The organism is Streptomyces nogalater, assembly GCF_039532885.1.
Taxonomy (GTDB): domain Bacteria; phylum Actinomycetota; class Actinomycetes; order Streptomycetales; family Streptomycetaceae; genus Streptomyces; species Streptomyces nogalater.
The window spans coordinates 101433-125270 of the sequence record NZ_BAAASM010000013.1 but is presented as its reverse complement, the minus strand read 5'-3'; the positions used below and the strand labels follow the sequence as shown (position 1 = coordinate 125270).

At 69.2% G+C, this 23838-nt stretch carries 23 protein-coding genes; 12 read left to right on the top strand and 11 right to left on the bottom strand.

Annotated features, from left to right (window positions below; all coding sequences use genetic code 11):
* The first annotated feature begins 35 nt into the window (after nucleotides 1-35).
* Genes ABD350_RS11855 through ABD350_RS11845 form a run of 3 tightly spaced genes read left to right on the top strand, consistent with a single transcriptional unit; the run spans nucleotide 36 to nucleotide 3887 of the window.
* Entirely contained in the window at nucleotides 36-1436 is a 1401-nt protein-coding gene (locus ABD350_RS11855; RefSeq protein WP_344347894.1) for a UvrD-helicase domain-containing protein, read from the top strand.
* On the top strand, nucleotides 1433-2131 hold the full coding sequence (locus tag ABD350_RS11850) for a DarT ssDNA thymidine ADP-ribosyltransferase family protein (RefSeq protein ID WP_344347893.1): 699 nt from the start codon (nucleotides 1433-1435) through the stop codon (nucleotides 2129-2131). Before ABD350_RS11855 ends, ABD350_RS11850 begins: the two co-directional genes overlap by 4 nt.
* A gap of 4 nt (nucleotides 2132-2135) precedes the next feature.
* The gene (locus ABD350_RS11845; RefSeq protein WP_344347892.1) at nucleotides 2136-3887 is read left to right on the top strand and encodes an ADP-ribosylglycohydrolase family protein; all 1752 of its coding nucleotides are present in this window, start codon (nucleotides 2136-2138) and stop codon (nucleotides 3885-3887) included.
* A 110-nt stretch (nucleotides 3888-3997) separates the two neighbouring features.
* On the opposite strand, the gene ABD350_RS11840 is transcribed toward ABD350_RS11845, so the two are convergent.
* The gene (locus ABD350_RS11840; RefSeq protein ID WP_344347891.1) at nucleotides 3998-4618 is read right to left on the bottom strand and encodes a hypothetical protein; all 621 of its coding nucleotides are present in this window, start codon (nucleotides 4616-4618) and stop codon (nucleotides 3998-4000) included.
* A gap of 305 nt (nucleotides 4619-4923) precedes the next feature.
* Here ABD350_RS11840 and hemL point away from each other — a divergent pair, with 305 nt between their 5' ends.
* The 7 genes from hemL (at nucleotide 4924) to ccsB (ending at nucleotide 12675) form a co-directional block, all read left to right on the top strand.
* Nucleotides 4924-6243, top strand: coding sequence for a glutamate-1-semialdehyde 2,1-aminomutase (gene hemL / locus ABD350_RS11835; protein WP_344347890.1), 1320 nt, complete (start codon nucleotides 4924-4926; stop codon nucleotides 6241-6243).
* The gene (locus ABD350_RS11830) at nucleotides 6240-6971 is read left to right on the top strand and encodes a histidine phosphatase family protein (RefSeq protein ID WP_344347889.1); all 732 of its coding nucleotides are present in this window, start codon (nucleotides 6240-6242) and stop codon (nucleotides 6969-6971) included. The genes hemL and ABD350_RS11830 overlap by 4 nt, the downstream gene beginning before the upstream one ends.
* A gap of 164 nt (nucleotides 6972-7135) precedes the next feature.
* On the top strand, nucleotides 7136-8416 hold the full coding sequence (locus ABD350_RS11825) for a polysaccharide deacetylase family protein (protein WP_344347888.1): 1281 nt from the start codon (nucleotides 7136-7138) through the stop codon (nucleotides 8414-8416).
* Between the two features lie 98 nt (nucleotides 8417-8514).
* The gene (locus ABD350_RS11820) at nucleotides 8515-9105 is read left to right on the top strand and encodes a TlpA family protein disulfide reductase (protein ID WP_344347887.1); all 591 of its coding nucleotides are present in this window, start codon (nucleotides 8515-8517) and stop codon (nucleotides 9103-9105) included.
* A gap of 1 nt (nucleotide 9106) precedes the next feature.
* Nucleotides 9107-9880: a cytochrome c biogenesis CcdA family protein gene (locus ABD350_RS11815; protein WP_344347886.1), complete on the top strand. Its 774-nt coding sequence runs from the start codon at nucleotides 9107-9109 to the stop codon at nucleotides 9878-9880.
* A gap of 3 nt (nucleotides 9881-9883) precedes the next feature.
* On the top strand, nucleotides 9884-11596 hold the full coding sequence (gene resB / locus ABD350_RS11810; protein ID WP_344347885.1) for a cytochrome c biogenesis protein ResB: 1713 nt from the start codon (nucleotides 9884-9886) through the stop codon (nucleotides 11594-11596).
* Nucleotides 11593-12675, top strand: coding sequence for a c-type cytochrome biogenesis protein CcsB (gene ccsB, locus ABD350_RS11805; RefSeq protein ID WP_344347884.1), 1083 nt, complete (start codon nucleotides 11593-11595; stop codon nucleotides 12673-12675). Before resB ends, ccsB begins: the two co-directional genes overlap by 4 nt.
* 79 nt (nucleotides 12676-12754) lie before the next feature.
* Here the strand turns inward: ccsB and ABD350_RS11800 are convergent, their stop codons facing one another.
* Nucleotides 12755-13744, bottom strand: a complete 990-nt coding sequence (locus ABD350_RS11800; RefSeq protein WP_344347883.1) for a DMT family transporter — start codon at nucleotides 13742-13744, stop codon at nucleotides 12755-12757.
* 140 nt (nucleotides 13745-13884) lie between these two features.
* Here ABD350_RS11800 and ABD350_RS11795 point away from each other — a divergent pair, with 140 nt between their 5' ends.
* Entirely contained in the window at nucleotides 13885-14337 is a 453-nt protein-coding gene (locus ABD350_RS11795) for an Lrp/AsnC family transcriptional regulator (RefSeq protein ID WP_344347882.1), read from the top strand.
* A gap of 28 nt (nucleotides 14338-14365) precedes the next feature.
* Here ABD350_RS11795 and ABD350_RS11790 read toward each other — a convergent pair whose 3' ends face one another.
* From ABD350_RS11790 to ABD350_RS11750, 9 genes are all read right to left on the bottom strand, one after another.
* Nucleotides 14366-15499: a histidinol-phosphate transaminase gene (locus ABD350_RS11790; protein WP_344347881.1), complete on the bottom strand. Its 1134-nt coding sequence runs from the start codon at nucleotides 15497-15499 to the stop codon at nucleotides 14366-14368.
* 29 nt (nucleotides 15500-15528) lie between these two features.
* Nucleotides 15529-16515: an ornithine cyclodeaminase family protein gene (locus ABD350_RS11785; RefSeq protein WP_344347879.1), complete on the bottom strand. Its 987-nt coding sequence runs from the start codon at nucleotides 16513-16515 to the stop codon at nucleotides 15529-15531.
* A 102-nt stretch (nucleotides 16516-16617) separates the two neighbouring features.
* Nucleotides 16618-17214, bottom strand: a complete 597-nt coding sequence (locus ABD350_RS11780) for a prephenate dehydratase domain-containing protein (RefSeq protein ID WP_344347878.1) — start codon at nucleotides 17212-17214, stop codon at nucleotides 16618-16620.
* Nucleotides 17215-17264: 50 nt separating this feature from the next.
* A complete protein-coding gene (locus tag ABD350_RS11775) occupies nucleotides 17265-18233 on the bottom strand; it encodes a branched-chain amino acid transaminase (protein WP_344347877.1) in 969 nt (322 codons plus the stop codon).
* On the bottom strand, nucleotides 18230-19654 hold the full coding sequence (locus tag ABD350_RS11770) for a phenylacetate--CoA ligase family protein (protein WP_344347876.1): 1425 nt from the start codon (nucleotides 19652-19654) through the stop codon (nucleotides 18230-18232). The genes ABD350_RS11775 and ABD350_RS11770 overlap by 4 nt, the downstream gene beginning before the upstream one ends.
* A gap of 200 nt (nucleotides 19655-19854) precedes the next feature.
* A complete protein-coding gene (locus ABD350_RS11765; protein ID WP_344347875.1) occupies nucleotides 19855-20271 on the bottom strand; it encodes a DUF2000 domain-containing protein in 417 nt (138 codons plus the stop codon).
* Between the two features lie 87 nt (nucleotides 20272-20358).
* A complete protein-coding gene (locus ABD350_RS11760) occupies nucleotides 20359-20652 on the bottom strand; it encodes a Dabb family protein (protein ID WP_344347874.1) in 294 nt (97 codons plus the stop codon).
* A complete protein-coding gene (locus tag ABD350_RS11755) occupies nucleotides 20649-21506 on the bottom strand; it encodes a menaquinone biosynthesis protein (RefSeq protein ID WP_344347872.1) in 858 nt (285 codons plus the stop codon). The genes ABD350_RS11760 and ABD350_RS11755 overlap by 4 nt, the downstream gene beginning before the upstream one ends.
* Before the next feature lie 77 nt (nucleotides 21507-21583).
* Entirely contained in the window at nucleotides 21584-21925 is a 342-nt protein-coding gene (locus ABD350_RS11750) for a chorismate mutase (RefSeq protein ID WP_344347871.1), read from the bottom strand.
* Between the two features lie 598 nt (nucleotides 21926-22523).
* Between ABD350_RS11750 and ABD350_RS11745 the strand changes: the two genes are divergently transcribed.
* Nucleotides 22524-23786: a glycine cleavage T C-terminal barrel domain-containing protein gene (locus ABD350_RS11745; RefSeq protein ID WP_344347870.1), complete on the top strand. Its 1263-nt coding sequence runs from the start codon at nucleotides 22524-22526 to the stop codon at nucleotides 23784-23786.
* Nucleotides 23787-23838 lie beyond the last annotated feature (52 nt).

Sequence of the window (23838 nt, the reverse complement as noted above, 5' to 3'; positions counted from 1 at the left end):
GTGCCAAGTGGCCATGGACGCGTCATACTGGCAGGATGGGGCTTTCGTTACCTGACCCGAAGGGTCATCAGCGGGACGTCGTCTTTCTGAACGAACGGGGTCACTGCGTCGTTCTGGGCACGGCGGGCAGCGGTAAGACGACGATGGCGGTCCATCGGGCTCACTACCTGGCCGCGGCTCCGGGTATCGGGGGCCGCACCCTACTGGTCACCTTCAACAAGGCCCTCGTCACCTACCTCAGAGGGATGAGCGCCGCTTCCCGGAATCTGCAGATCGAGACGTACCACACTTTTGCGCGCGGTTATCTCGCGCATCGCACCAAAGCGCCGGTGCGCATATGCAAGTCCAAGAAGCGCATGGTCGAGCAGGCACTGAGCGAAGCACGTGAGCTCCACCCTTCCCGGTCGGTGATTCACCGCCCGCTCGACTTCTTCCTGGACGAGCTGCACTGGATGGTGGGGCATGGCGTAGTCGACCAGCAGGCGTACGTGGAGGGCCGCGCTCGTCGGGTCGGGCGGATCAGGCCACTCCAACAACCCGATCGTGAAATCGTCTTCGCGATATACCAACGGTACGTGCAGCTGCGTGCCGAGGCCGGGTACGAGTACGACTTCGACAACATGGCGTCGACTGTCCTGGCGGCGCTCAGGACCGACCCCACCGAGCGGCTCTACCGGCATGTGGTCGTCGACGAGGGACAGGACTTCACGCCCGAAATGATCCGAAGCCTGGCGGCGGCTATTCCCGACGACGGTTCCCTGACTTTTTTCGGGGACTACGCCCAGCAGATCTACGGAAGCCGGATGTCCTGGCGCTCCCTGGGACTCAATGTACCCAATGTCGTGGAGTTCGCCCACAACTATCGCAACAGCCGCCAGGTCGCCCAGCTCGCCCAGGCCTTGTCGGGCATGCCGCACTTCAAGGACGACGTCGACCTGGTCCAGCCGACGGGGTCGGCAGCCGACGGCCCGAGGCCCACCATCCTGGAGACTGCGGGCAAGAAGGAACAGCTTGCCCAGGCGGCGACCAACGCCCTGGCGCTTGGCGCGGACGGCCAGGTCGCCATCCTCATGCGCACCCGGGAGCACGAGAACGAACTCAGGGCCCTCCTCGGCCGAGGCCGTGTTCCCGTACACCGCCTGCATCGTGACCTCGCGCGCTGGACGGACGAGCCCGGTGTGTTCTACGGGACCTACTCCGCGGCAAAGGGCTTCGAATTCGACTCGGTGATCCTGCCGTTCTGTGACGCGGACGAGCTGCCGAAACCGAGTGAAGTGGAAGCCCACGGCCGGGACGAGGCCATGGCACGAGAGGCGCGGCAGCTGTACGTGGCCATCACCCGGGCGCGTACGAACCTCATCATGCTCCACTCCGGCAAGCTGACCGATCTCCTGCCGAACGAGATGTCCGACTTGTATGTGCGGGTGAGCTCGTGAGCGACATCCTCGCGCAAGCCCGGGCCCGCGGTATCACCCGTCTATGCCACTTCACGAAGTCGGCCAATCTGTCCCATATCCTCGACAGCCGGCAGATACGACCCGTGGCCGTCCTGCAGACGGCTGCCGATGCCTTCCGTCCTGCCGACACCCAACGGCTGGACGGTGCGCTGGACTTCACTTTTCTGAGCGTGGAGTACCCGAACACCTGGTACCTGGCCCAGGCGGCGAGCCGAGACCGCAACTTCCGGGACTGGGTGATCCTCACACTGGACGTCGAACTGCTCGCCACTTGCGGCGCGCGGTTCTGTGCCTACAACTCCGCACGGGACAGGAGCGCCGGCGCCTTGCCCGGTGCCGCCGGCTTCAACGCGATGTTCGCGCCCACAGTGCCCGGGAAACTGGCACGGCGCAGAGCACAAGGACATCCTTCCTGGTGGCCCACGGACGACCAGGCGGAGGTGCAGATACCCGGGGTCATTCCGCTGTCCGCCGTCCGCTCCGTCATCGTCCGGGACGAGGCGCAGGCCGAGCTGGAGCACTTCCGGCACGTCCAGTTCGGCATGGCGGCTCTGCTGCCCCCTCTGGTCGTCGCCCCACTGCTCTTCGACAAATACGCCCTGAGCCGCTCGGTGCGCTCCGGAATACGGCCGCCGGAGAGCCCGTACATCCCTCGAACGACTCTGGCAGAGTGAACACGTGAACGCAGAGCTTCACCCATGGACCGACAGGGCCCGCGGCATGCTTCTCGGGGCAGCCGTCGGTGACGCCATGGGCTGGCCTTACGAGCGGCGGGACCGGACACGCTCACTGCCACCACTCAGCCAGGTCTCGGGCCGGTTCTTCGCATGGCAGCGGATGGCCGGGACCCGATTCCGGCCGATTGTCGAGGACATCGGGCCAGGTGAGTACAGCGATGACACCCAGATGCTCATAGCCGTGGCCCGTGCCCGGCTCACCGCGGGGGACGACTGGCTCACCTGGTTGCGACGAGTCGAGCTGCCCTTCCTGCTCGACTACGAGCGCGGCGCCGGGGCCAGCGTCAGGCGGGCCTGCCGCGCTTGGGCAAAGCATGAATGGGCCTGGGGAAAGCGGGCCGACGATCAGGAGAAGTACTTCAGCACCGGGGCCAACGGCGCGGCCATGCGCATCGCGCCGCACGTCGTAGCCCACCACGGGGGTTTCTTCGGCGACCTGGCCACCGACGTGATCCGTGACGCCACGACGACACACGGGCACCCGCGGGCCCTGCTGGGCGCCTTGGTGCATGCGTACGCCCTGTGGACCAGTTTGCGGCAGCCCGCGCCGTTGGCTTACGGCTGGCTCATCGAAGCGACCCTGGACGGTCTGAAGGACTGGCGGGAACCGGTGTGGCAGGGGCTGGACCGGAACTGGTTGGAGGCCGCTGAGAAAGCGTTCCCCGGCGGCTACGAGCAGGGCTGGGAGGACGCCGTGCACGAGGTGGAGGGTCTCCTCACCAGCGCACGGTCCTCGCTGGACAGCGGCGCGCTGAGCGCGCCCTCCGCGTTTCTCGAACAGCACGGCCTCACCCGGCCGAAGACTCGTGGTTCGGGGACGTTGTGCGCGGTGGCGGCCATTTACCTCGCAGCCCGCTCGGCCGCCAGCCCCGAGCGTGGCATCGGTGTCCCCGCGCGCCAGGAGGGCGCGGACACGGACACACTGGCGTCTATGGCCGCCAGCCTGCTTGGTGCGGGTCTGGGCCAGGAATGGATGGGCTCGTTCGGGCGAACGGTGCAGGACGGGCCGCTGCTTGTCACGCTGGCCGAGAATCTGCTTGAGCCGATCTCCCCGACCCTGTCCCCGCCCTCCCGTGAGGCGGCCGGCGAAGCCCGGTCACGGTTCATCAGCGAGCTGGACAAGGCCGAAACCGGAACCGCTCTGCTGCTACCGGACCGACGCCAAGCGCGTGTGGTCGCGGCAGGAACCCTGACGTCCGGCAACTGGACGGCGCGACGTACTCAACTGGTCACCACGGACGGTCAGAACCTCTTTTTCATCCGCGGGATCCAGCGGGTGGGAATCGAGGGTGTCCACGAGTGCCCTCGCACCGAGGCGGCACCGGCCGTCGAGCACCGATCGGTCCGGCCACCGAACCAGGTCCGGCTTCAAGGTGCCTACCTGCCCGTCGCTGACATCGTCCGCGTGACGGCGGCCCTCTCCGCCCTCGGGCTGAGCGCACACCGCCGCGGAACCGACTGGGTCTCCTACGAGAACCTCGTCATCAGACAGGCACGCGCCAGGGAAGACGCTCCGGGTGCCCCGGACGTCCAACTACGGGTTGCCCTGGATGATGTCCAAGGGGCTTGGGAGCGCCTGCGCAGGCTGGGATTCGACGGAGCGGTGCAACGCGAGGGCGGCGCCCTGTGGGCGCGGATCGACCCGTACCTGATCGTCGCAGTCAACAACGCCGAGCCGCCTCCGCGCGCGTGAGTGGAGGTGGGGCCGTCGGTCAGCCAAGACGTCAAGGAGCCCTGCCTCCCCCTACAGGCCCTCGGGGGCGGGGCCGGGAAAACCCCGGAAGCTCCGCGAGAAACCCCGGCTCAAGGCCACACCAGGCAATAAGGCTGGTGCCCCGCCTCATGCAGCCGCACGGAGAAGTCCTGCCACTCGTGCAGCAGCTGGTACACGTTGAACGCGTCCCGTGGGCCTCCGCGGTCCGGGACCGTGGACCAGATGAAGGCTGCCGCGCCGACCGCCTCCTCGCCGATGCCGCGGAGGGGGTCGACGACCGTCGTGGGGAGTTTGACGACGGCGTAGTCGGGGTGCAGGACGACGAGTTCGAGGGGCGGCACCTTGTGCAGGGGGACGCCCTGGATGCCGGTGAGGACCATCGCGGCCATCGTCTCCGGCTTGATCTTCGTGAACATGCCGTTCATGCCCAGCTCGTCGCCGCCGAGTTCCTCGGGACGCATCGAGATCGGGACGCGGGCCGCGGTCGCTCCGTCCGGCGCGCCGAAGTACTTGTACGTCACCCCCACCCGGCCACCATTCCTGCTCCCCGCCCGCAGAGGCTGCCGGTCGTACCGCTCGGGCTCACCCGGTCCACCCTGTGTCCGACGTGTCTCGGTCGTTTCCTCCGCGTCGCGCCGGTGCCTTCCCCGCCGGGCACGTCGAGGACCCAGGTCATCAGTCCCCTCGCCCAGTCCGCCACCGCGATGCATATCTCCACCCGACTGCTTTTCTAGGACGCGTGGCCCCCGCCGCGCAACCCGATCATCGTGTCAGTGACCTCCCCCGCGGCCGCCCGCCGAAACGTACGGTGGAACGGCGATCCGCGCGGAAGATTCCCGGCCCTGATCCTTACGTGCGTATGAGCCGTGTGTATCAGGTCTCAGTCTCGCAGACGAGGGATGGGACCGCTTCGACCCCGAGGGCGGGGGCGGCCTTGCCGGGGCGCGGCCTACCCTGAGGAGGTCACCCCGCAACCGGAGCCGAGAAGCCGGAGAAGCCGCACGTCATGAGTGCCATGAGCGAAACGCCCTATCCCTACGACGCGCCCGTCTCGCAGGCGCTTTTCGACCGCGCCTCCGCCGTGACGCCGGGCGGAGTGAACTCCCCGGTGCGCGCCTTCCGCGCCGTCGGCGGCACGCCCCGCTTCATGGTGTCGGGCCGGGGGCCCTACCTCACTGACGCCGACGGGCGCGAGTACGTCGACCTGGTCTGCTCCTGGGGGCCGATGATCCTCGGGCACTCGCACCCCGAGGTCATCGCCGCCGTACAGGAGGCCGTCGCCCGCGGTACGTCCTTCGGCACGCCCGGTCAGGGCGAGGTGGAGCTGGCCGAGGAGATCGTCGCCCGGGTCGAGCCCGTGGAGCAGGTGCGGCTGGTCAGCAGCGGGACCGAGGCCACCATGTCGGCCATCCGGCTCGCCCGCGGCTTCACCCGGCGCTCCAAGGTGATCAAGTTCGCCGGGTGCTACCACGGGCACGTCGACTCGCTGCTCGCCGCCGCCGGCAGTGGCGTGGCCACGTTCGCGCTGCCCGACACGCCCGGTGTCACCGGGGCCCAGGCCGGTGACACGATCGTGCTGCCGTACAACGACCTGGAGGCCGTCCAGGAGGCCTTCCACCGGTACCCCGGCGAGATCGCCTGTGTGATCACGGAGGCCTCGCCGGGCAACATGGGCGTGGTGCCGCCGGACCCCGGGTTCAACCAGGGCCTGAAGGACGCCTGCGGCAAGAACGGCGCCCTGTTCATCTCCGACGAGGTCATGACCGGCTTCCGTACCAGCCGGGCCGGCTGGTACGGCGTGGAGGGCGTCAAGCCCGACCTGATGACCTTCGGCAAGGTCATGGGCGGCGGGTTCCCGGCCGCCGCGTTCGGCGGGCGGGCCGATGTCATGGCCCACCTCGCGCCCGCCGGTCCCGTGTACCAGGCCGGCACCCTCTCCGGCAACCCGGTCGCCACCGCCGCCGGTCTCGCCCAGCTGCGGCTGCTGGACCCCGCCGCGTACGAGAAGGTCGACGCCGTCTCCGAGCAGATCCGGACGCTGGTGAGCGAGGCGCTGACCAAGGAGGGCGTCGCGCACCGGGTGCAGAGCGCCTCCAACATGTTCTCGGTGTTCTTCGCGGACCGGCGGGTACGGGACTACGAGGACGCCAAGCGGCAGGAGTCGTACCGCTACACCGCGTTCTTCCACTCGATGCTGGCGAACGGCGTCTACCTGCCGCCGTCGTCCTTCGAGTCCTGGTTCGTGTCCACGGCCCACGACGAGCGGGCCGTGCAGAAGATCGCCGACGCCCTCCCGGCGGCGGCCCGGGCGGCTGCGGAGGCCACGGCGGAATGAGCTCCCCCGAGACCAACATCGCGGACACTTCCGCGAACGGCGCCAAGGACATCACCGTCGTCCACCTCATGCGGCACGGCGAGGTGGAGAACCCGGAGGGGATCCTGTACGGCCGGCTGCCCGGCTACCACCTGTCCGAGCTGGGCCGCAAGATGGCCGAGCGGGTGGCCGAGCACCTCGCCTCCCGGGACGTCACCTACGTCTGCGCCTCGCCGCTGGAGCGGGCGCAGGAGACCGCCACCCCGATCGCCAAGGCGCACGGGCTGGACCTGGCCACCGACGGGCGGCTGATCGAGGCCGACAACGTCTTCCAGGGCAAGACCTTCGGCGTGGGAGACGGCGCGCTCCAGCGGCCGGAGAACTGGAAGCACCTGGTCAACCCGTTCCGGCCGTCCTGGGGCGAGCCGTACATCGACCAGGTCGTGCGGATGACGGGCGCGCTGAACGCGGCCAGGGACCAGGCGCGCGGGCACGAGGCGGTGCTGGTCAGCCACCAGCTGCCGATCTGGATCGTGCGGTCGTACGTCGAGCGGAGGCGGCTGTGGCACGACCCGCGCAAGCGGCAGTGCACGCTCGCCTCGCTGACGTCGTTCACCTACCAGGGCGACAAGATCGTGTCCGTGGGGTACAGCGAGCCGGCCATCGATCTCGTCCCGGTGCATCTGCGGGCCGGCGCCAAGCCGCAGAAGGGCAAGGGGACGGTCCAGGGGAAGGCCTTCGGCGCCTGAAGCAAGCCGGCGGGGCAGGCGTGTCGGTCACTGAGCGTCCGTTTGGCGTGGCTTAGCGCACTCTCGCGCATATTATTAGGAAAAACATAAGAAATACCGGAACCTCCCCGATCTTGCTGCCCTCTGTCCGGGTGACCAGCAGGCAGTGACGATCGGGGTTTTCCATGCGCACCATCTCCCGGACCCTTTCCCGGCGGGGAGCAATCGGCCTCGGCGCGGGCGCGGCCGCCGCCGTGTCGCTCGCCGGGTGCGGCGGCTCCACGTCCTCGGACGGCGCCGGGCGGCCGGGCGGTTCCCGTACCCAGGGCAGCAAGGGCGAGACGCGCCCGGCGCGGCCCATCGGCGACGGCTCCACCTCCTTCACCGGCAGCCAGCCGCACCAGCCGGCGAAGCCCGAGCCGCTGGAGCCGGGGCAGACGCCGCCGCAGTTCGTGGTCTTCTCCTGGGACGGCGCCGGCGAGGTCGGCAACGGCCTCTTCCCGCGCTTCCTGGACCTCGCCAAGGAGCACGGCGCGTCCATGACCTTCTTCCTCTCGGGGCTGTATCTGCTGCCCGAGTCGAAGAAGCGGATGTACGAGCCCCCGAACAACCCGCGCGGCGCCTCCGACATCGGCTACCTCACCGACGAGCACATCAAGGCCACGCTCACCAACGTGCGCCGGGCCTGGCTGGAGGGGCACGAGATCGGCACCCACTTCAACGGGCACTTCTGCGCGGGCGGCGGCACGGTCGCGAACTGGACCCCGCGGCAGTGGGGCAGCGAGATCCGGCAGGCCAAGGCGTTCGTGAAGGAATGGCGGACCAACACCGGCTGGACCGATCTGCCGTCGCTGCCGTTCGACTACGACAAGGAGCTGGTCGGCGGCCGTACGCCCTGCCTGCTCGGCCAGGACAACCTGCTGCCCACCGCCCGTGAGCTGGGCTGGCGCTACGACGCCTCCTCGCCGGGCGGCCGTCAGGTGTGGCCGGTCAAGCGCAAGGGCCTGTGGGACCTGCCCTTGCAGCAGATACCTTTCCCCGGACGTGCGTTCGAGGTCCTGTCCATGGACTACAACATGCTCGCCAACCAGTCGGTCAACTCGACCAAGGCGCCCGCCCACAACTACCCGGGCTGGCGCAAGCAGTCCGCGCAGGCGTACATCCAGGGCTTCCAGCGGGCGTACGAGACGAACCGGGCGCCGTTCTTCATCGGCAACCACTTCGAGCAGTGGAACGGCGGCATCTACATGGACGCCGTGGAGGAGGCCTTCAAGCACATCGCGCGCGAGAAGGAGAAGGGGGCCGATGTGCGGCTGGTCTCCTTCCGGCAGTTCGTGGACTGGATCGACGTGCAGAAGCCCGAGGTGCTCGCCAAGCTGCGCACGCTCGGGGTCGGGCAGCAGCCCACCGGGGGCTGGAAGGAGTTCCTGCGGGAGACCAAGGGGGCGGCGTCCAACACGGCCTGATGTCCGGAATGCCCCGTGTAAATACGCCCTGAAATGCGGTTTTCCGCCCGGCAGGGGGGTGCGCGTCATCCCCGGGACCGTCATGCGAAACTTTTCACATGAGTACCCGTAGCCGCGCCGTCCTGCTCACCGCCGCGGCCGCCGCAGCGGCCCTGACCCTGTCCGCGTGTGGCAAGGGCGGAATCTCCGGTGGCGGTGGCGACACCCACTTCGTCACCGGCAACAACGGCATCGACACCGTCGCGGCCGGCAAGCGCGCCACGGCTCCGGACCTGTCCGGCAAGACCATCGACGGCAAGACCCTGGACGTCGCCGACTACAAGGGCAAGGTCGTCGTCATCAACGTCTGGGGCTCGTGGTGCGGGCCGTGCCGCAACGAGGCGAAGTACTTCGCCAAGGTCTCCAAGGAGTACGCGGACAAGGGCGTGCAGTTCGTCGGCATCAACACCCGCGACACCAGCACCACCCCGGCCGTGAACTTCGAGAAGGAGCACGGCGTGGAGTACCCGAGCCTGTACGACCCCACGGGCAAGCTGATGCTCCGCTTCGAGAAGGGCACGCTCAACCCGCAGATCGTCCCCTCCACGCTCGTCATCGACCGGCACGGGAAGGTCGCCGCGCGAGCCCTGGAGGCGCTCGACGACACCGGCCTGGTGGACATGATCAAGCCGGTTCTCGCGGAGAAGTGACGTGAGCGCACTGCTGACGCTGGCCGCGGAGACCGGCCGGAACCAGACGGTCCTGCACGGCGCCCTGCTGGTCGCCCTGCCGATCGCCCTGTTCGCCGGTCTGGTGTCGTTCTTCTCGCCCTGCGTGCTGCCGCTGGTCCCCGGCTACCTCTCCTATGTGACCGGCGTCGCGGGCACCGACCTGGCCGAGGCCAGACGGGGCCGGATGGTGGCCGGCGCCTCCCTGTTCGTGCTCGGCTTCAGCGCCGTGTTCGTCTCCAGCGGGGCCCTGTTCGGCTACTTCGGCGCCAACCTGATCAACTACCAGAGCACCCTGTCCAAGGTGCTCGGCGCGCTCATGATCGTCATGGGTGTGTTCTTCATGGGCCTGACGCCCTGGTTCGCCATGCGCGAGTTCCGCTTCCACAAACGGCCGACGGGCGGCCTGGCCGGGGCGCCGGTCCTCGGCGCGCTCTTCGGGGTCGGCTGGACGCCCTGCATGGGCCCGACGCTGTCCTCGGTGAACTTCCTCTCCTTGAACGAGTCGAGCGCCGCGCGGGGCTCCCTGCTCATGGTGGTCTACTGCCTGGGCCTCGGCCTCCCGTTCGTCGTCACCGCGATCGCCTTCCGCAAGGCACTCGGCGCCTTCGCCTGGGTCAAGCGTCACTATGTCTGGGTGACGCGCATCGGCGGCTCGATGATGATCGTGACCGGTGTGCTGCTGCTGACCGGCGCCTGGGGCGGGCTGGTGCAGCAGATGCAGACCTGGACCAACGGCTTCGATGTGGGGATCTGACCGATGAGCAAGACCGACACCGACACCGGCCGGGACCGCGAGGAGCTCGGCGCGGCCGGTTCCCGGCTGTCCACCGCCCCGCAGGAGGAGGCGGTGAGCCTGCCGGGCCTCGGTGTCATCGGCTGGGCCCGCTGGTTCTGGCGGCAGCTGACCTCGATGCGGGTCGCGCTGCTGCTGCTCCTGCTGCTCTCGCTCGGCGCGATCCCCGGCTCGCTGATCCCGCAGACCGGCGCGGACGCCACCAAGGTCGAGGACTTCCGCGCCGCGCACAAGACGCTGGCGCCGGTCTACGACAAGCTCGGCCTGTTCCACGTCTACAGCTCGGTGTGGTTCTCCGCGATCTACATCCTGCTGTTCGTCTCCCTCATCGGCTGCATCATCCCCCGTACCTGGCAGTTCGTCGGCCAGCTGCGCGGCCGGCCGCCGGGCGCCCCCAAGCGGCTGGACCGGCTGCCCGCCTACACCACCTGGACCACCGCCGAGGACCCGGAGAAGGTCCGCGAGGCCGCCCTCGCCCTGCTGAAGAGGCGCCGCTTCCGCGCCCATGTGGCCGGTGACGCCGTCGCCGCCGAGAAGGGCTATCTGCGCGAGCTGGGCAACCTGGTCTTCCACATCGCCCTGATCGTGCTGCTGATCGCCTTCGCCTCCGGCCAGCTGTACAAGTCGGACGGCACCAAGCTGATGGTGGAGGGCGACGGCTTCTCCAACGCGCTGCCGATGTACGACGACTTCAAGTCCGGCAGCCTCTTCGAACCCGACGACCTGGTCCCGTTCAGCTTCGACCTGAAGGACTTCAAGGGGACCTACGAGCTGACCGGCCCCAACAAGGGCACCCCGCGCACCTTCGAGGCGAGGATCCGCTACAGCGAGGGCGCCTACGGCAAGCAGACCACGACCACCGTCAAGGTCAACGAGCCGCTGGAGATCGACGGCTCCAAGGTCTACCTGGTCAGCCACGGCTACGCGCCCGTGATCACCGTCCGGGACGGCAAGGGCAAGGTGGTCTACCGCGACGCCGTGCCGCTGCTGCCGCTCGACGGCAACGTCACCTCCCAGGGTGTCGTCAAGGTCATGGACGGCTACCGCGACGCCAAGGGCAAGAAGGAGCAGCTCGGTATCAAGGCCTTCTTCCTGCCGACCTACGGCGGGGCCGGCATGGAGATCGCCTCGGCGTTCCCCGCGCTGCTGAACCCGGTGCTGAACCTGGAGCCGTACCACGGTGACCTGGGCGTCGACTCGGGTCTGCCGCAGAGCGTGTACCAGCTCGACAAGACCCACATGAAGGACTACAAGGACGCCAAGGGCGCGCAGCTGAGGGTCAACCTCAAGCCCGGCGAGTCCATGAAGCTGCCGAACGGCGCCGGTACCGTCACCTTCGAGAAGGACGTCAAGGAATGGGCCGGCTTCCAGATCGTGCAGGAGCCGGGCGGCGGCTGGGCGCTCGGCGGCGCCGTCGCCGCGATCTTCGGCCTGGCCGGGTCCCTGTTCATCCAGCGCCGCCGCGTGTGGGTGCGGGCGGTGCGCGGCGACGACGGCGTCACGGTGGTGGAGATGGCCGGACTCGGCCGCAGCGAGTCGGCGAAGGTGCCCGAGGAACTGGGCCACCTCGCCGGGGACCTCTACGACCGGGCGCCGGGCGCACCGGAACCCGACGACGACCACCCCGCACCCACATCCGACCGCCACGTCGTACCTGCCGAAGGGGCTGAGAAGTGACTCTCGCCGCCGCGACCAACGAACATCTCGCGAGCGTCAGCAACACGCTGATCTACTCGTCGATGGCCGTCTACACCCTGGCCTTCTTCGCCTACATCGCCGAGTGGCTGTTCGGCAGCCGCAGCAAGGTCGCCCGGACGGCCGCCGCGCTCACCGCCGACGCCGCGCGGACGGCGGACCGCCCCGCCGTCGCGGTGCGGGGGGCCGGGGGCACCACCGTGCTGGAGCGGCCCAAGGTCGTCGTCCGCTCGGCGTCCGGCGCGCGGGACGTGCCGGACGGGCCCGGCGCGCACGGCGGTGACGAGCAGGGCGACCTGTACGGCCGGATCGCCATCTCCCTCACCGTGCTCGCCTTCCTGGTGGAGCTGGCGGGCGTCGTCGCCCGCGCGGCCTCCGTGGAGCGGGCGCCGTGGGGCAACATGTACGAGTTCAACATCACCTTCTCCACGGTGGCCGTCGGCGTGTACCTGGCGCTGCTGGCGCTGAAGAAGAACGTGCGCTGGCTCGGGCTGTTCCTGATCACCACGGTCCTGCTCGACCTGGGCCTCGCGGTCACCGTGCTGTACACGGCCAGCGACCAGCTGGTGCCGGCCCTGCACTCGTACTGGCTGTACATCCACGTCTCCACCGCGATCTTCTGCGGCGCGGTGTTCTACGTCGGCGCGGTCGCCACGATCCTGTACCTGTTCAAGGACTCGTACGAGAACAAGCTCCAGAGCGGCGGCAAGCCCGGCGCCTTCGCCCGCTCGGTCCTGGAGCGGCTGCCCGCCTCCGCGTCCCTGGACAAGTTCGCCTACCGGATCAACGCGGCCGTCTTCCCGCTGTGGACGTTCACGATCATCGCGGGCGCGATCTGGGCGGGCGACGCCTGGGGCCGGTACTGGAACTGGGACCCGAAGGAGACGTGGTCCTTCATCACCTGGATCGCCTACGCCTGCTACCTGCACGCGCGGGCCACGGCCGGCTGGAAGGGCCGCAAGGCCGCCTACCTGGCGCTGATCGCGTTCGGCTGCTGGCTGTTCAACTACTACGGCGTCAACATCTTCGTCTCCGGCAAGCACTCCTACGCGGGCGTGTAAGCCCCGCCGTGCGGCACGAGGCCGGTTCCCGCGACACGCGTCACGGGGGCCGGCCTTCGTCGTGCGGCTGGTGCGGGGCTCAGTGCTTGTGCGGTACGAGCCCGGCCGTTGTCCCGGTCTGCGCGGTCGCGGTCCTGGGGGCCTCGTCCCCGTCCGCGCCCGCGTCCGGCTTCGCCGGGGTCTCCGGCCGCCGCTCGATCATGCCCAGCGCCACCCCGACGACGATGACGACGCCGCCCGCCACCTGGGGCAGCCGGATCGACTCCCCGTTGATCACGACGGCGCCGAGGACACCGAAGACCGGGACCAGGTTGAGGATGTTCACGGCGACGCTCGACGCCATCCTGCGCAGGCCGTAGTTGTAGAGCAGGAAGCCCCCGACCGAGCACGCCACGGCCAGGTAGACGAGCAGCGACGAGGCGGTCACGCCCGGCATCCGCCAGTCGCCGGCCTCCAGCAGGGAGGCGAGGAGGAAGCCGGCCGCACCGGCCAGGGTCTGGTAGTACGTGACGCCCACGGCGTTCTGGCCGGCGCTCGCGCGCTTGCCGAGTACGTTGTACCCGGCCCAGGCCACCCCGCCGAGCAGCAGCAGGATGTCTCCCGCCCACCGTGCGTTGCCGCCGACCTGGGCTCCGTTGCGCACCACGAGGAAAGCGCCGACGGTGGCCAGCAGGACGCCCGTCACCCGCAGCAGGGGCATGCGGGTACGGAAGACGACCAGTTCCATCAGCATGGTCATCAGCGGGTACGTGGCGACGATCAGGGACGCGTCGGACGCCGTGGAGAGGTCGACGCCGACGTTCTCCAGAACGAAGTAGACGGTGATCCCGAGGAACCCGCTCAGGTAGAGCTGCCGCCGCTGCCGGGCGTCCGGCCTGGCCGGGCGGTTCCGGCTCAGCCGGATCATCACGCCCAGGAGCAGGGCCGCCAGGGTGAACCTGATGGCGCCGATACTGAGCGGGCCGACGTCCGCCAGCACCTGTTTGGTCACCGCGTACGAGCTGCTCCAGAACAGCGCGGCCGCCACCACCGCACACACCGCCCAGACACTGGGTCCGCGTTCACGCATCTGAGTCGTCCCTCTCCGCTACCGCCGACTGCACTCCTGACCGAATGAACGTCGGCCAACATGGGCCGAGAGTAGCAAGATCATCGACAGTGCCATATAGAATCCGAATTACCTTCGGAATCCGGCAGAGCGAGGCGAGCGTGGACGAACTAGATTCGGCGTTGATGCGGATGCTCCAGGAGGATGGTCGGCGCACCAATCGGGACATGGCCCAGGCACTCGGTATCGCTCCGTCCACTTGTCTGGAGCGCATGCGGGCCCTGCGCGAGCGCGGCATCCTCACGGGCTTTCACGCCGAGGCCGACCTCGCGGCGCTCGGCCGCGGGCTGCAAGCGGTGATCGCCGTACGGATCCGTCCGCCGACCCGTACGGCGATCGAGGCCTTCCAGGCGTTCCTGGAGAAGATGCCCGAGGTGATCTCGCTCTTCGTCCTCACCGGAAACGACGACTTCCTGGTGCACGTCGCCGTCCGCGACACCGACCACCTGCACGCGGTGGTCCTGGACAAGCTGACGAAGCGCCCGGAACTCGCCGACGTACGGACATCGGTGATCTACGGGCACATGCGCAAGAAGGTCATCGAGCCGTTGTGACGCCGGCGCGGTAACCCTCGCGCGCCGGTCACCGAGCCGGTGGCGCGGTCTCCTTCGCCGCCGCGATCAGCAGGTCGTTCGCCTCCGGGCTTCCGATGGTCACCCGCATGCCGCTGTGCGGGAAGGCCCGGACCAGCAGACCGCTGCTTTCCCACTCCCGGGCCACCGGCTCGGCGGCCTCGCCCGCCGGCAGCCACAGGAAGTTGGTCTCGCTGGGCAGCACCTCCCAGCCGAGCCCCAGGAGTGCCTCGCGGGTCCGCTCCCGCTCCGCGACGATCCGCTCGACCCGCTCGAAGAGTTCCGCCTCCACGCGCAGCGAGGCAAGCGCGGCCTCCTCGGCGATGCGGCCCACCCCGCACGGCACGGAGCACTTGCGCAGGGCCTCGGCGATCGCGGGCTGGGCGACGCCGTAGCCGACGCGCAACCCGGCCAGCCCGTACGCCTTCGAGAACGTGCGCAGCGTCAGCAGGTTGGGCCGGTCGCGGTGCAACTCGACGCCGTCGGGGGCGTTCGGCGAGCGGTAGAACTCGAAGTACGCCTCGTCCAGGACCACCAGGACATCGCCGGGCACCCGGTCCAGGAACCGCGTGAGCTCGGCGGCGCCGACGGCCGTGCCGGTGGGGTTGTTGGGCTCGCACAGGAAGACGGCCTTGGTCCTGGCGGTGATGGCGTCGGCCATGGCGTCCAGGTCGTGAACGCCGTCGGCGAGCGGCACCTCCACGGGGACGGCCCCCGCCATCCGCGCCACGATTGGATACGCCTCGAACGACGGCCAGGCGTAGACGACTTCGTCGCCCGGCTCCAGCATGGCCTGGCCGATCTGCTGGTAGATGCCGACCGATCCGGGGCCGGTGACGAGATGCGCGGACGGGACGTCCAGCCGCCGGGCGAGGGCGTCCAGCAGCCGCTCGGGGTGAATGGTCGGGTAGTAGTTGGTCCGCGCCGACGCCTCGGCGATGGCCTCCCGGACGGAGGGCAGCGGCGGGTACGGGTTCTCGTTGAGGAACAGCCGGTGGGACGGGCCCTGGGCGGGCGGGGACGGGGGCTTGGGCACATAGGCCGGGATGCCGGCGAGCACCGCGCGGGGCACCGGGGCGGCCGCACTCGGGGCGCTTGCCGTGCTCGCCGTACTCGTCGAACTCGTCGTGCTCGTTGTACTCATGGCGGGTTTCGCCTTCCTCTCGGGTCTCGTCAGGCCTGGTCCCAGGTGTGGCCGAGCCCCTGGGCGGCAGCCGCCTCGGCGATCGCGAAGCCGGACATGATGTCCTGCACCCCGAGCCCGAGCGACTTGTAGACGGTGATCTCCCGCTCGTCGCGGCGGCCCGGATGGCGGCCGAGCAGCACCTCGCCCAGCTCGGCGCGGATGTGGTCGGGTCCGACCAGCCCGGCGTCCAGCGGTGCCTTCAGGTCACCGGACTCGGCGAGCGCGGACTGACGGCTGTCCACGAAGAAGGCCGACCGCGCCACCGCCTCCGCGGACAGCTCGCGATGGTCGGCGAAAGAGGCGCCGACAGCGTTGACGTGGGCGCCCTCGGCGAGGTCGTCGGCCGTCACGAGGGGCTCTTTGGTGGCGGTCGTGGTGCACACGAGATCGGCGCCGACCAGCGCCGCGGCGGGGCGGTCCACGACCTCGACCTCGATGCCGAGTTCCTTCGCGGCCCAGTGGCGGTAGGCCTCGGCGTTGGCCGGGGTACGACTCCACACGCGTACCCGGCGGAGCTCGCGGACCACGGCCATGGCCTCCAGATGGCTGCGGGCCTGCGTTCCGGAGCCGAGGATCGCCAGGTCGCCGGTGCCGGGCCGGGCCAGCGCGTCGGTCGCCACCGCCGACACCGCGGCTGTCCGCAGGGCCGTCACCGCGCCCGCGTCCATCATGGCGAGCGGGGCTCCGGTCTCCGGGTCGAAGACCATGACGATCCCGACGTGCAGGTCCAGGCCTCGCGCCGGGTTCTCCGGCTTGAGCACCATGGCCTTCAGTCCGTATCCGGCCAGTTCCTCCCCGGCCACGAAGCCCGGCATGGTGCCGAGGAGCCCGGTGTCGCGTTCCGGGCGCAGGATGGTGCGCAGCGGCTGGTCGACGAGACCGGCGCTGTAGCGGCGCATGGCCTCGGCCATGACCTCCACGGCGCGCTCCATGGGGTAGACCCGGCGCACCGTGGCACGGTCGATCAAGAGCATGGGTGGGCTGTTTTCCTTCCTCGGCGTGCATGGGAGGCCGGAGCCGGGGCGGGTACCGGGGGACCGGCCTGTGTACCGCCCCCGGACCCCGCCCCGGACGGATCAGGCCGGCGGGTCGACCAGCGTGAACACCGACCAGAGCATGCGGATCGGGCGGGTGCGGGAGATGAATTCCAGTTCGTTGGCCTTGGCGGCAGGCTGGGTCGTCAGGGCCAGGTCCGTCTCGCGCCGGCGGGCCTTGCCGGCGGCGGCACTGGTGGAGGTGGCGTAGAGGATCTCCTCCACCGCGTACTCCTCGGGCAGCAGTTCCCCGACCAGGGCCACCGGCGCGGGATGGGTGGCGATACGGGCCCGCTTCGGGATGCGGTGCCCGGGGGCGACGGCGATGCCGTAGTGCGGGGTGTCGAAGAGGAAGGCGCCGGCGAAGCGGAGCTTGGGGTCCATGTAGAAGCTGTGCACGCCCGCGTACGCGTTGGCGATCACCACATGGCTCACGACGCGTTCGCGCAGCGCCTCCCCGGCCAGCTCGTAGGTGTCGTACAGCCGGATGGCCGGCGCCGCGTCCTGGCCCCGGGCGGCCCACAGATACAAAGCGGCCTGCTCACTGCTGGTGCCGGCGGGGCCGAGCGTGCCGATGGCGTCGACGGGCGGGCCGTCGGTGAGCGAGGTGTCTATCCAGCCAGGTGCCTCAGTAGTCATGCAGTCCCCCCTTGGGAGCTGTACCGCTGTGCCAGAGCCTGTCTTTCGGATCACACGTGGACCGGGTGGAGCCAGTCGTCGTACCGCGGTGTCCTGCCGCGGACCACGTCTTGGTAGGCGCCCATCAGGGCGGTGGTGAGCGGGCCGGGGGTGCCCTCGGCGACGGGGCGGCCGGCCAGCTCGGTGACGGGGACGATCTCGGTTCCGGTGCCGGTGAGGAACACCTCGTCCGCGGCCGCGAGTTCGTCACGGCCCAGGTCGCGGAAGTCGGTCGGGGTCTGCAGCAGGTCCGCCGCGAGCGTCACCACGGTGTCGCGGGTGATGCCCTCCAGCAGGTCGGCGGTGACCGGCGGGGTCACCAGCCGTCCGCCGATGACGGCGAACACGTTGGAGGTGCTGGCCTCGGCGACCTGCCCCCGGCTGTTGAGCAGGATCGCGTCGTCGTACCCGGCCGCGCGGGCCTCGTCCGCGGCGAGCGCGTTGTTGACGTACCCGCCGGTGACCTTGGCGCGCACCGGCAGCGCGTCGGAAGCGGGCCTGCGCCAGGAGCTGATGGCGCAGCGGATGCCGGCCGGGTCGGTGTAGGAGCCCATGCGGAAGGCGTTGACGGACAGCGCGTCGGAGACGCCCGAGAGGCTGACACCCGGTTTCTGGCCGGGCAGCAGGGCCCGCTTGTAGGCCAGCGGCCGGATGTAGGAGTCCTCGGTCGTGCCGATCCGCCGCAGCAGTTCGGCGGTGAGGTCGCACAGCTCCTCGACCGAACGGCCGACCTCGATACGCAGCAGGCGGGAACTGCGGAGCAGACGGCGGTAGTGGGCGTGAGGACGGAAGACGGCGAGGCCGCCGCCGTCCTGGGCATAGGCCCGGATGCCCTCGAAGACTCCGGTGCCGTACTGCAGGGCCTGCGTGGTGACGGGCAGCAGGGCGCGCTCCAGCGGCACGAACTCGCCGTCGTGGTAGGCGACCTGTGCGATGGCCGGGGAGGCCGGCGCCGGGCCGCCGTTGTGGGTGACGGTCACTGGGCCCTCCCGCTCGCCACGGCGAGCGCGGCGGCCCGCTCCGCGTCGGGGACGGTCTGCCGGCGGTCCTCCACGCGGGCGGCCTTCCAGCTGACCATGGCACCGGTGGTGGTGACGCTGCCGAGCGGGCCGTACTCGAAGCGGAGGGGCACCCCGAGCCGGTTCTCGACGGCGCGGGTGATCTCGCCCTCGTCCAGACGCAGGCCGGTCCGGTCCTCCGGGAGCTGCATGCGCAGCGTCAGCTCGTCCCGGCCGTCCACGGCGTCGATGACGATCTGGTAGTCCAGGTAGCCGCGCGGGTGGGTGAGCAGCAGCTCTTCGAGGTCGTAGCCGCTGATCTCGCGGCCGCCGATGCGCAGGGTGTCGCGGGTGCGGCCGAGGACTTCGAGGGTGGGAGCGGGCAGCGAACGGCCGGCGGCGGGCGGGCTGAGCCGGACGAGGTCGCCGGTGCGGTAGCGGACGAGGGGCTTGCTGCCCTGGTAGAGGGAGGTGACGACCAGCTCACCGCTGCGCACGCCGTCGGCTCCGGGGGCGACGGCCTGCCCGGTGTCCGGGTCGATGACCTCGTACAGGTTCAGCAGCGGGGCCGTGTACAGGCCGCCGTCGGCGCCGGACGCGCCCATGACGGAGGCTTCCTGGGAGGCGTACAGCGCGTTGTAGACGCGGGCGCCCCAGACCTCGCCGATGTTCTCCAGCAGGCTGGGCGAGGCGAGTTCGCCGGTGCACATGATGACGTCGAGGCGGAAGTCGCGCCTCGGGTCGAGGCCGGCGTCGTGGGCCTTCTTGGCGAGGGTGAGGGCCATGCCGGGCGTGCTGAACAGGCCGGTGGCGGGCAGCACCCGCAGGGTCTCCAGAGCGCGGTCGAAACCGACCATCGGGGAGTGCGGCCACATCTTGGCCACGGCGTGGCCGAGGTTGCGGCACACCTCGCCGAAGGTGTCGCCGAAGGCGTGCAGCTCGGTGGGGCCGGAGACGCCGATGATCTGCTCGTCGCCGTACTGCCGGAAGATCGTGTCGTAGTACACGGTCAGCGCGGTGTTGTTGTGCAGCGAGTCGGTGTTGTCCCGCGGACACGGGGTACTACGACCGGTGGTACCGGTGGTCTCGTAGAAGATCCACGCCTTGTGCATCGGCAGCGACAGGACGTCGGCGAACTCCTGCCGCAGGTGGTCCTTGGTGGTGAACGGCACGGAGGCCAGTTGCTCGGGCGCGAGCGAGGTGATCGACCGCGGATCCACGTCCGCCAGGTGGCGGCCGTAGAAGGGGGAATGCTTCTTGACGTACTCCACGGTGGTGCGGAAGGCGTCGAGCTGGTGGGCCGCCAGCTGCTCGTCGGACCATCGGCCGGCCGCGTAGTCGCGGTGCCGGTCGCGTATCTCGCCGGCGGTACGGGCGAGTTCCTCGTCGAAAACGGTAAACATGCCTTCCTCTGCTGCTCGTTCGCGTGCCGTGACGGTGTTCTTGCTCGGGATGGCCGTGCTGGTCGTGTGAGGTGTCGGGCCCGGTCCGTCGCCGGAATCCGGGCAGCGCGACCGGTCGGCCGGGGGCGAACCGGCCCCGGCCGGGCGGATCGAAGGGTCAGGAGGATGGGAAGCCGGGCCGGTGGATGGCCCGGCCCGGGTCAGCGGTACAGCGGCAGGCTTCCGGTGATCTTGTCCACCGCCTTCTTGCCGCCGCACACGGCCAGGCCGATGTAGGGGAGTTCGCCGGTGGGGATCTCGGCAGTGCGGCGCGTGTACTCGTCGTACGAGCGCGAGGACTGGGCCACCGAGGTGAAGTCGACGACGAAGACGTCGCTCGCGCCCGCCGCCCGCAGGGCGACGTCGCGCAGTTCCCCGGCGTCGGCCTTCAGGACGGGCAGCGGGATCGAGGTGATACCCGTGTGCAGCCGGCCGTCGGCGTCCTTCACGTCGTCACCGACGATGCCGTCGACGAACTTCCCGACCGACAGGGCGAGCGCGGCGACCGTGTTCATCGCCAGCCCCGCGGGAAGCTCCTTGTCGACGACGATGGCACACTTCTCGAACTGATGCCCCACGACTCTTCCTCGTTTCCTATCCTTGTGCGGAATTCATACACCGTTCACGGAACGGTCCGCACAGTCCCTCGAAGGGTCACCCGCAGTTCATTCCTCGACGTCCGCGATGACCCAGTCGCTGATTTCCCGCCAGGCGCTGATGGCTTCCTGATGGAAGGTGTTCGTCATATAGCGCTCGACGGCTTCCATGTCGTCCAGCAGGCCGACGGCGACGAAGTCGTACGCGACCGGCCGGGTGGATATGTTACGGCCGACGGTCCATTCGCGGAGTTCCGGCACTTCGGCGCCGACCTTGGCCGCCATCTGCTCGGCCTGCTGGACCTTGGGGTCGTCCCACGAGACGCCGGGCTTCAACTTGAACAGCACGTAGTGACGGATCACGAGCGTCCTCCTGGTACGGGCGGAGTTGCGGGGTGAAGGGATCGCTCCTCGGTGAGTTCGCCGCGGGCGGCGGCGCGCCGCCGGAACTCGCTCATGGCGGCGAGCTGGCGGTCACCGAGGGAGTAGTCGAGTACGCGGTAGTAGTCGACAAGCACCTGCTCGGACAGGCGTCCGCCCGGGCTGCGGGCCGACTCGGCGGCTGCCGCGCGGGCCACCGCCTCCGGGTGCGCACCGGCCCTCTCGGCCGCGTCGGTGAGCGACGCGGCCAAGGCCCGTACCGCCAGAGGGTGTTCACGCGCGACCTCGCGCCGCACCACCCAGACGGCGAAGACCATGGGCAGGCCGGTCCAGCCGCGCCAGAGCGCGCCGGTGTCCTGGATCCGCAGGCCGGCCGGGGGCCGGGCGTGCAGCCGCAGCGCTTCGTCCCCGATCAGGACGGCGGCGTCCGCGATGTCCAGCATGTCGTCCAGGTTCTGTGGAACCGAGCGGTACACCGGACGTACGCCTACGGCGTCCTCAAGCAGGATCCGGGCCAGCAGAGTCGTACTGCGGCTGGCCTCCGACAGGGCGACCACGGCCCCGTCGAGGTTGTCGAGAGGGGCGCGGGAGACGATGTGGCAGGAGTGCACCGGGCCGTCGCTGCCGATGGCGACACCGTCGGGCAGCAACTCCCATGCGTCGGTGTGCCGTAGATAGCGGGCGAGACTGACCGGGCCGGCGTCCAGTCGTCCCGCCAGCAGTTCCCCGGCCAGCCACTCCGGCGGTCCGGACACCATGTCGAACTGTTCGCGGGCACCACTGTGTGCCAACCCCCAGCGCAGCGGGGCGCAGTTGAGGAAGGAGATGTCCCCCACCCTCAGTAGGGCGGACGACGTGGAGGACGTGGATCGACGGGAAGTGGAGGGCGGTTGTGAGAGGGCGTGGGCCGTGGTCACGCAGTCGGCTCGCTGCGCTCGGCCGTGGTCGATACGGCGGCTTCGGGCGCCGGGCCCCGGCACAGTCGCAGGATGTCCGTCACCAGCGAGGTGCCCTCGGGGCCGAGCGCTTGACGGTAGCGGTCGATGACGACCATCTCGCGTGCCAGCACGGTACGGGGGCCGCCGTCGCCCAGCCGGCGCTGCTGGATCCGGAAGGAGACCCGGTGGCGGTTCTGAATCAGCTCGATAATCTTGGAGTCGAGTAAATCGATCTCTTGTCGGTCGATTTCGATGGCGGCTTGTGCGTCTATTTCCGCGGCGGTAGCCGTCAAGTCCTTCATGCCTTGCTGTGTCACGTCAAGAGACTCCTTCAATCGCCAGGGGTGTGGCAACGACGGACAGTCAAGATCGTCAGACAGACAAATCTTATTCACATCCGGAGTCGCTTACACAAGACTCCCCGAGGGCTGTCTCGAATCCTGGGATGAGAAGGCGTCAAACCGAGTCAATTCGGCCAGGGTTGGCTCACATCCGGCCGTTGACGGGGGATTAACCTTGATCTTTCCTTACGGGTTGTTGACAGAGTCGGTGGTTCGCTGCCTGGTGCCCGTGGTGACTTCTGGGGCGCGTGCTGCTTGACAGAGTGCGCCAAGGGGTAGATCAGGGCGGGAGATCACGGGATGGGGGCGACCGGCTCTCACCCGCAGGCGCGAACCGCGGCACGGCGATGCCGGCGAGGCGATCCCCGCCGGGCGCCACCGCCGGCGCGAGACCCACGAGTGTTTTGCCGGAATCACGGACGGCCCGGTGTTTCCGCCATGAGGCGAGGGTTCCCGATATGGCCGGGAGCCGGTGTGCTTCTTCGTCTGGAAAGCATCAAGGGCCTGGACAATCTCTCATTGTCGCTGATAAAAAAACCCGGCACCGAGTCAGGTAGCCGCGGGAGGAGATAGCGTGACGAACGTATCTGCAAAAGGGGCGGATCCGAACTTCCCATCGGTCGATCAGTCGGATCGAACGGTCCCTGTCAACCTGCGTCAAACGGGCCGACCGGACATCAAGCTTCTGATATCGACGCGCGCGCGAAAGTCGCCGTATTGGCATCTGGCGATTGAGGCGGGATGCTGGCGCGCGGAGGTGTACAACCGTATGTACCTGCCCAGGGGCTATGTCCCTGAGGAGGACGGCGGGTCCGCCGCCGAGTACGAGGCGTTGACGCAGCGGGTGACGCTCTGGGACATCGCGGCCGCGCGGCAGATCCGCGTGCAAGGGCCCGAGGCCACCGAGTTCGTCAACTACGTCGTGACCAGGGACGTCACGCGACTGGCGGCCATGCGGGCGGCGTACGTCGTGCTGTGCGACTCCAACGGCCGGATGATCAACGACCCGCTGCTGCTGAAGATCTCCCCCGAAGAGTACTGGTTCAGCATCTCCGACTCGGATCTGTCGCTGTGGCTGAAGGGGGTGAATGTCGGCAAGGGGTTCGATGTCCGGATCCAGGAGCTCGACGTGTCGCCTGTCCAGATCCAGGGGGCGAAGGCGAACGAGCTGATGGCCGACCTCATCGGTGACGTGGCTTCCGAGATGCCCGCGTTCGGGCTGGCGGAGACCGAGATCGACGGACTTCCGGTGCTCGTTTCGCGAACCGGGTTCTCCGGCGAGGCCGGCTACGAGGTCTACCTGAAGAATTCGAGCATCCACGCAGAGCGGATGTGGGATGCGATCCTCCGGGCAGGCGAGAAGTACGGGCTGCTGGTAACCGGCCCCATCCAGCCCCACCGGATCACATCGGGGATTCTCGCCTGGGGCCAGGACGTCGACAACGAGATGGTCCCGTTCCAGGTCGGGCTGGCGTCCCACATCCCCCGCAAGAAGGCGTCGGACTACATCGGCCGGGAAGCCCTCGAACGGATGCGGGACGACATCGCCGCAGGAAACCCTCCTTACAAACTCACGATGGTGGGCTTGAAGATGGAGGGGGACCCGATCCAGGGCTACCTGTCCGACTTCTGGTTGGTCGCGCCGTCGCCGGACTCGGAGCCGGTGGGCTTTGTGACGTCGGCCTCATTCGCCCCGAAACTCCAGGCGAACGTCGCCTTGGCCCGCCTGCCGATCGAACTCGCGGAGCCGGGAACACGGGTGTACGTGTCCCAGCCGACCGGTGACTCGACGACCAAGAGCGTCCCGGCGGTGGTCTCGGCCTTCCCGATCGAGTAGACCGTCCCGGCTCGACCTCTCGTGACGGTCCGCCGGCTTCTCCGGCGGGCCG

Excerpts from the sequence above, each read along its gene's own strand:
- ABD350_RS11820 (WP_344347887.1), top strand. The coding sequence starts at position 8,515 with ATGAGTACCCGTAGCCGCGCCGTCCTGCTCACCGCCGCGGCCGCCGCA.
- resB (WP_344347885.1), top strand. The coding sequence starts at position 9,884 with ATGAGCAAGACCGACACCGACACCGGCCGGGACCGCGAGGAGCTCGGC.
- ABD350_RS11800 (WP_344347883.1), bottom strand. The coding sequence starts at position 13,744 with ATGCGTGAACGCGGACCCAGTGTCTGGGCGGTGTGTGCGGTGGTGGCG.
- hemL (WP_344347890.1), top strand. The coding sequence starts at position 4,924 with ATGAGCGAAACGCCCTATCCCTACGACGCGCCCGTCTCGCAGGCGCTT.
- ABD350_RS11855 (WP_344347894.1), top strand. The coding sequence starts at position 36 with ATGGGGCTTTCGTTACCTGACCCGAAGGGTCATCAGCGGGACGTCGTC.
- ABD350_RS11840 (WP_344347891.1), bottom strand. The coding sequence starts at position 4,618 with ATGCATCGCGGTGGCGGACTGGGCGAGGGGACTGATGACCTGGGTCCT.
- ABD350_RS11825 (WP_344347888.1), top strand. The coding sequence starts at position 7,136 with ATGCGCACCATCTCCCGGACCCTTTCCCGGCGGGGAGCAATCGGCCTC.
- ABD350_RS11770 (WP_344347876.1), bottom strand. The coding sequence starts at position 19,654 with ATGTTTACCGTTTTCGACGAGGAACTCGCCCGTACCGCCGGCGAGATA.
- ABD350_RS11785 (WP_344347879.1), bottom strand. The coding sequence starts at position 16,515 with ATGCTCTTGATCGACCGTGCCACGGTGCGCCGGGTCTACCCCATGGAG.
- ABD350_RS11790 (WP_344347881.1), bottom strand. The coding sequence starts at position 15,499 with ATGAGTACAACGAGCACGACGAGTTCGACGAGTACGGCGAGCACGGCA.
- ABD350_RS11830 (WP_344347889.1), top strand. The coding sequence starts at position 6,240 with ATGAGCTCCCCCGAGACCAACATCGCGGACACTTCCGCGAACGGCGCC.
- ABD350_RS11780 (WP_344347878.1), bottom strand. The coding sequence starts at position 17,214 with ATGACTACTGAGGCACCTGGCTGGATAGACACCTCGCTCACCGACGGC.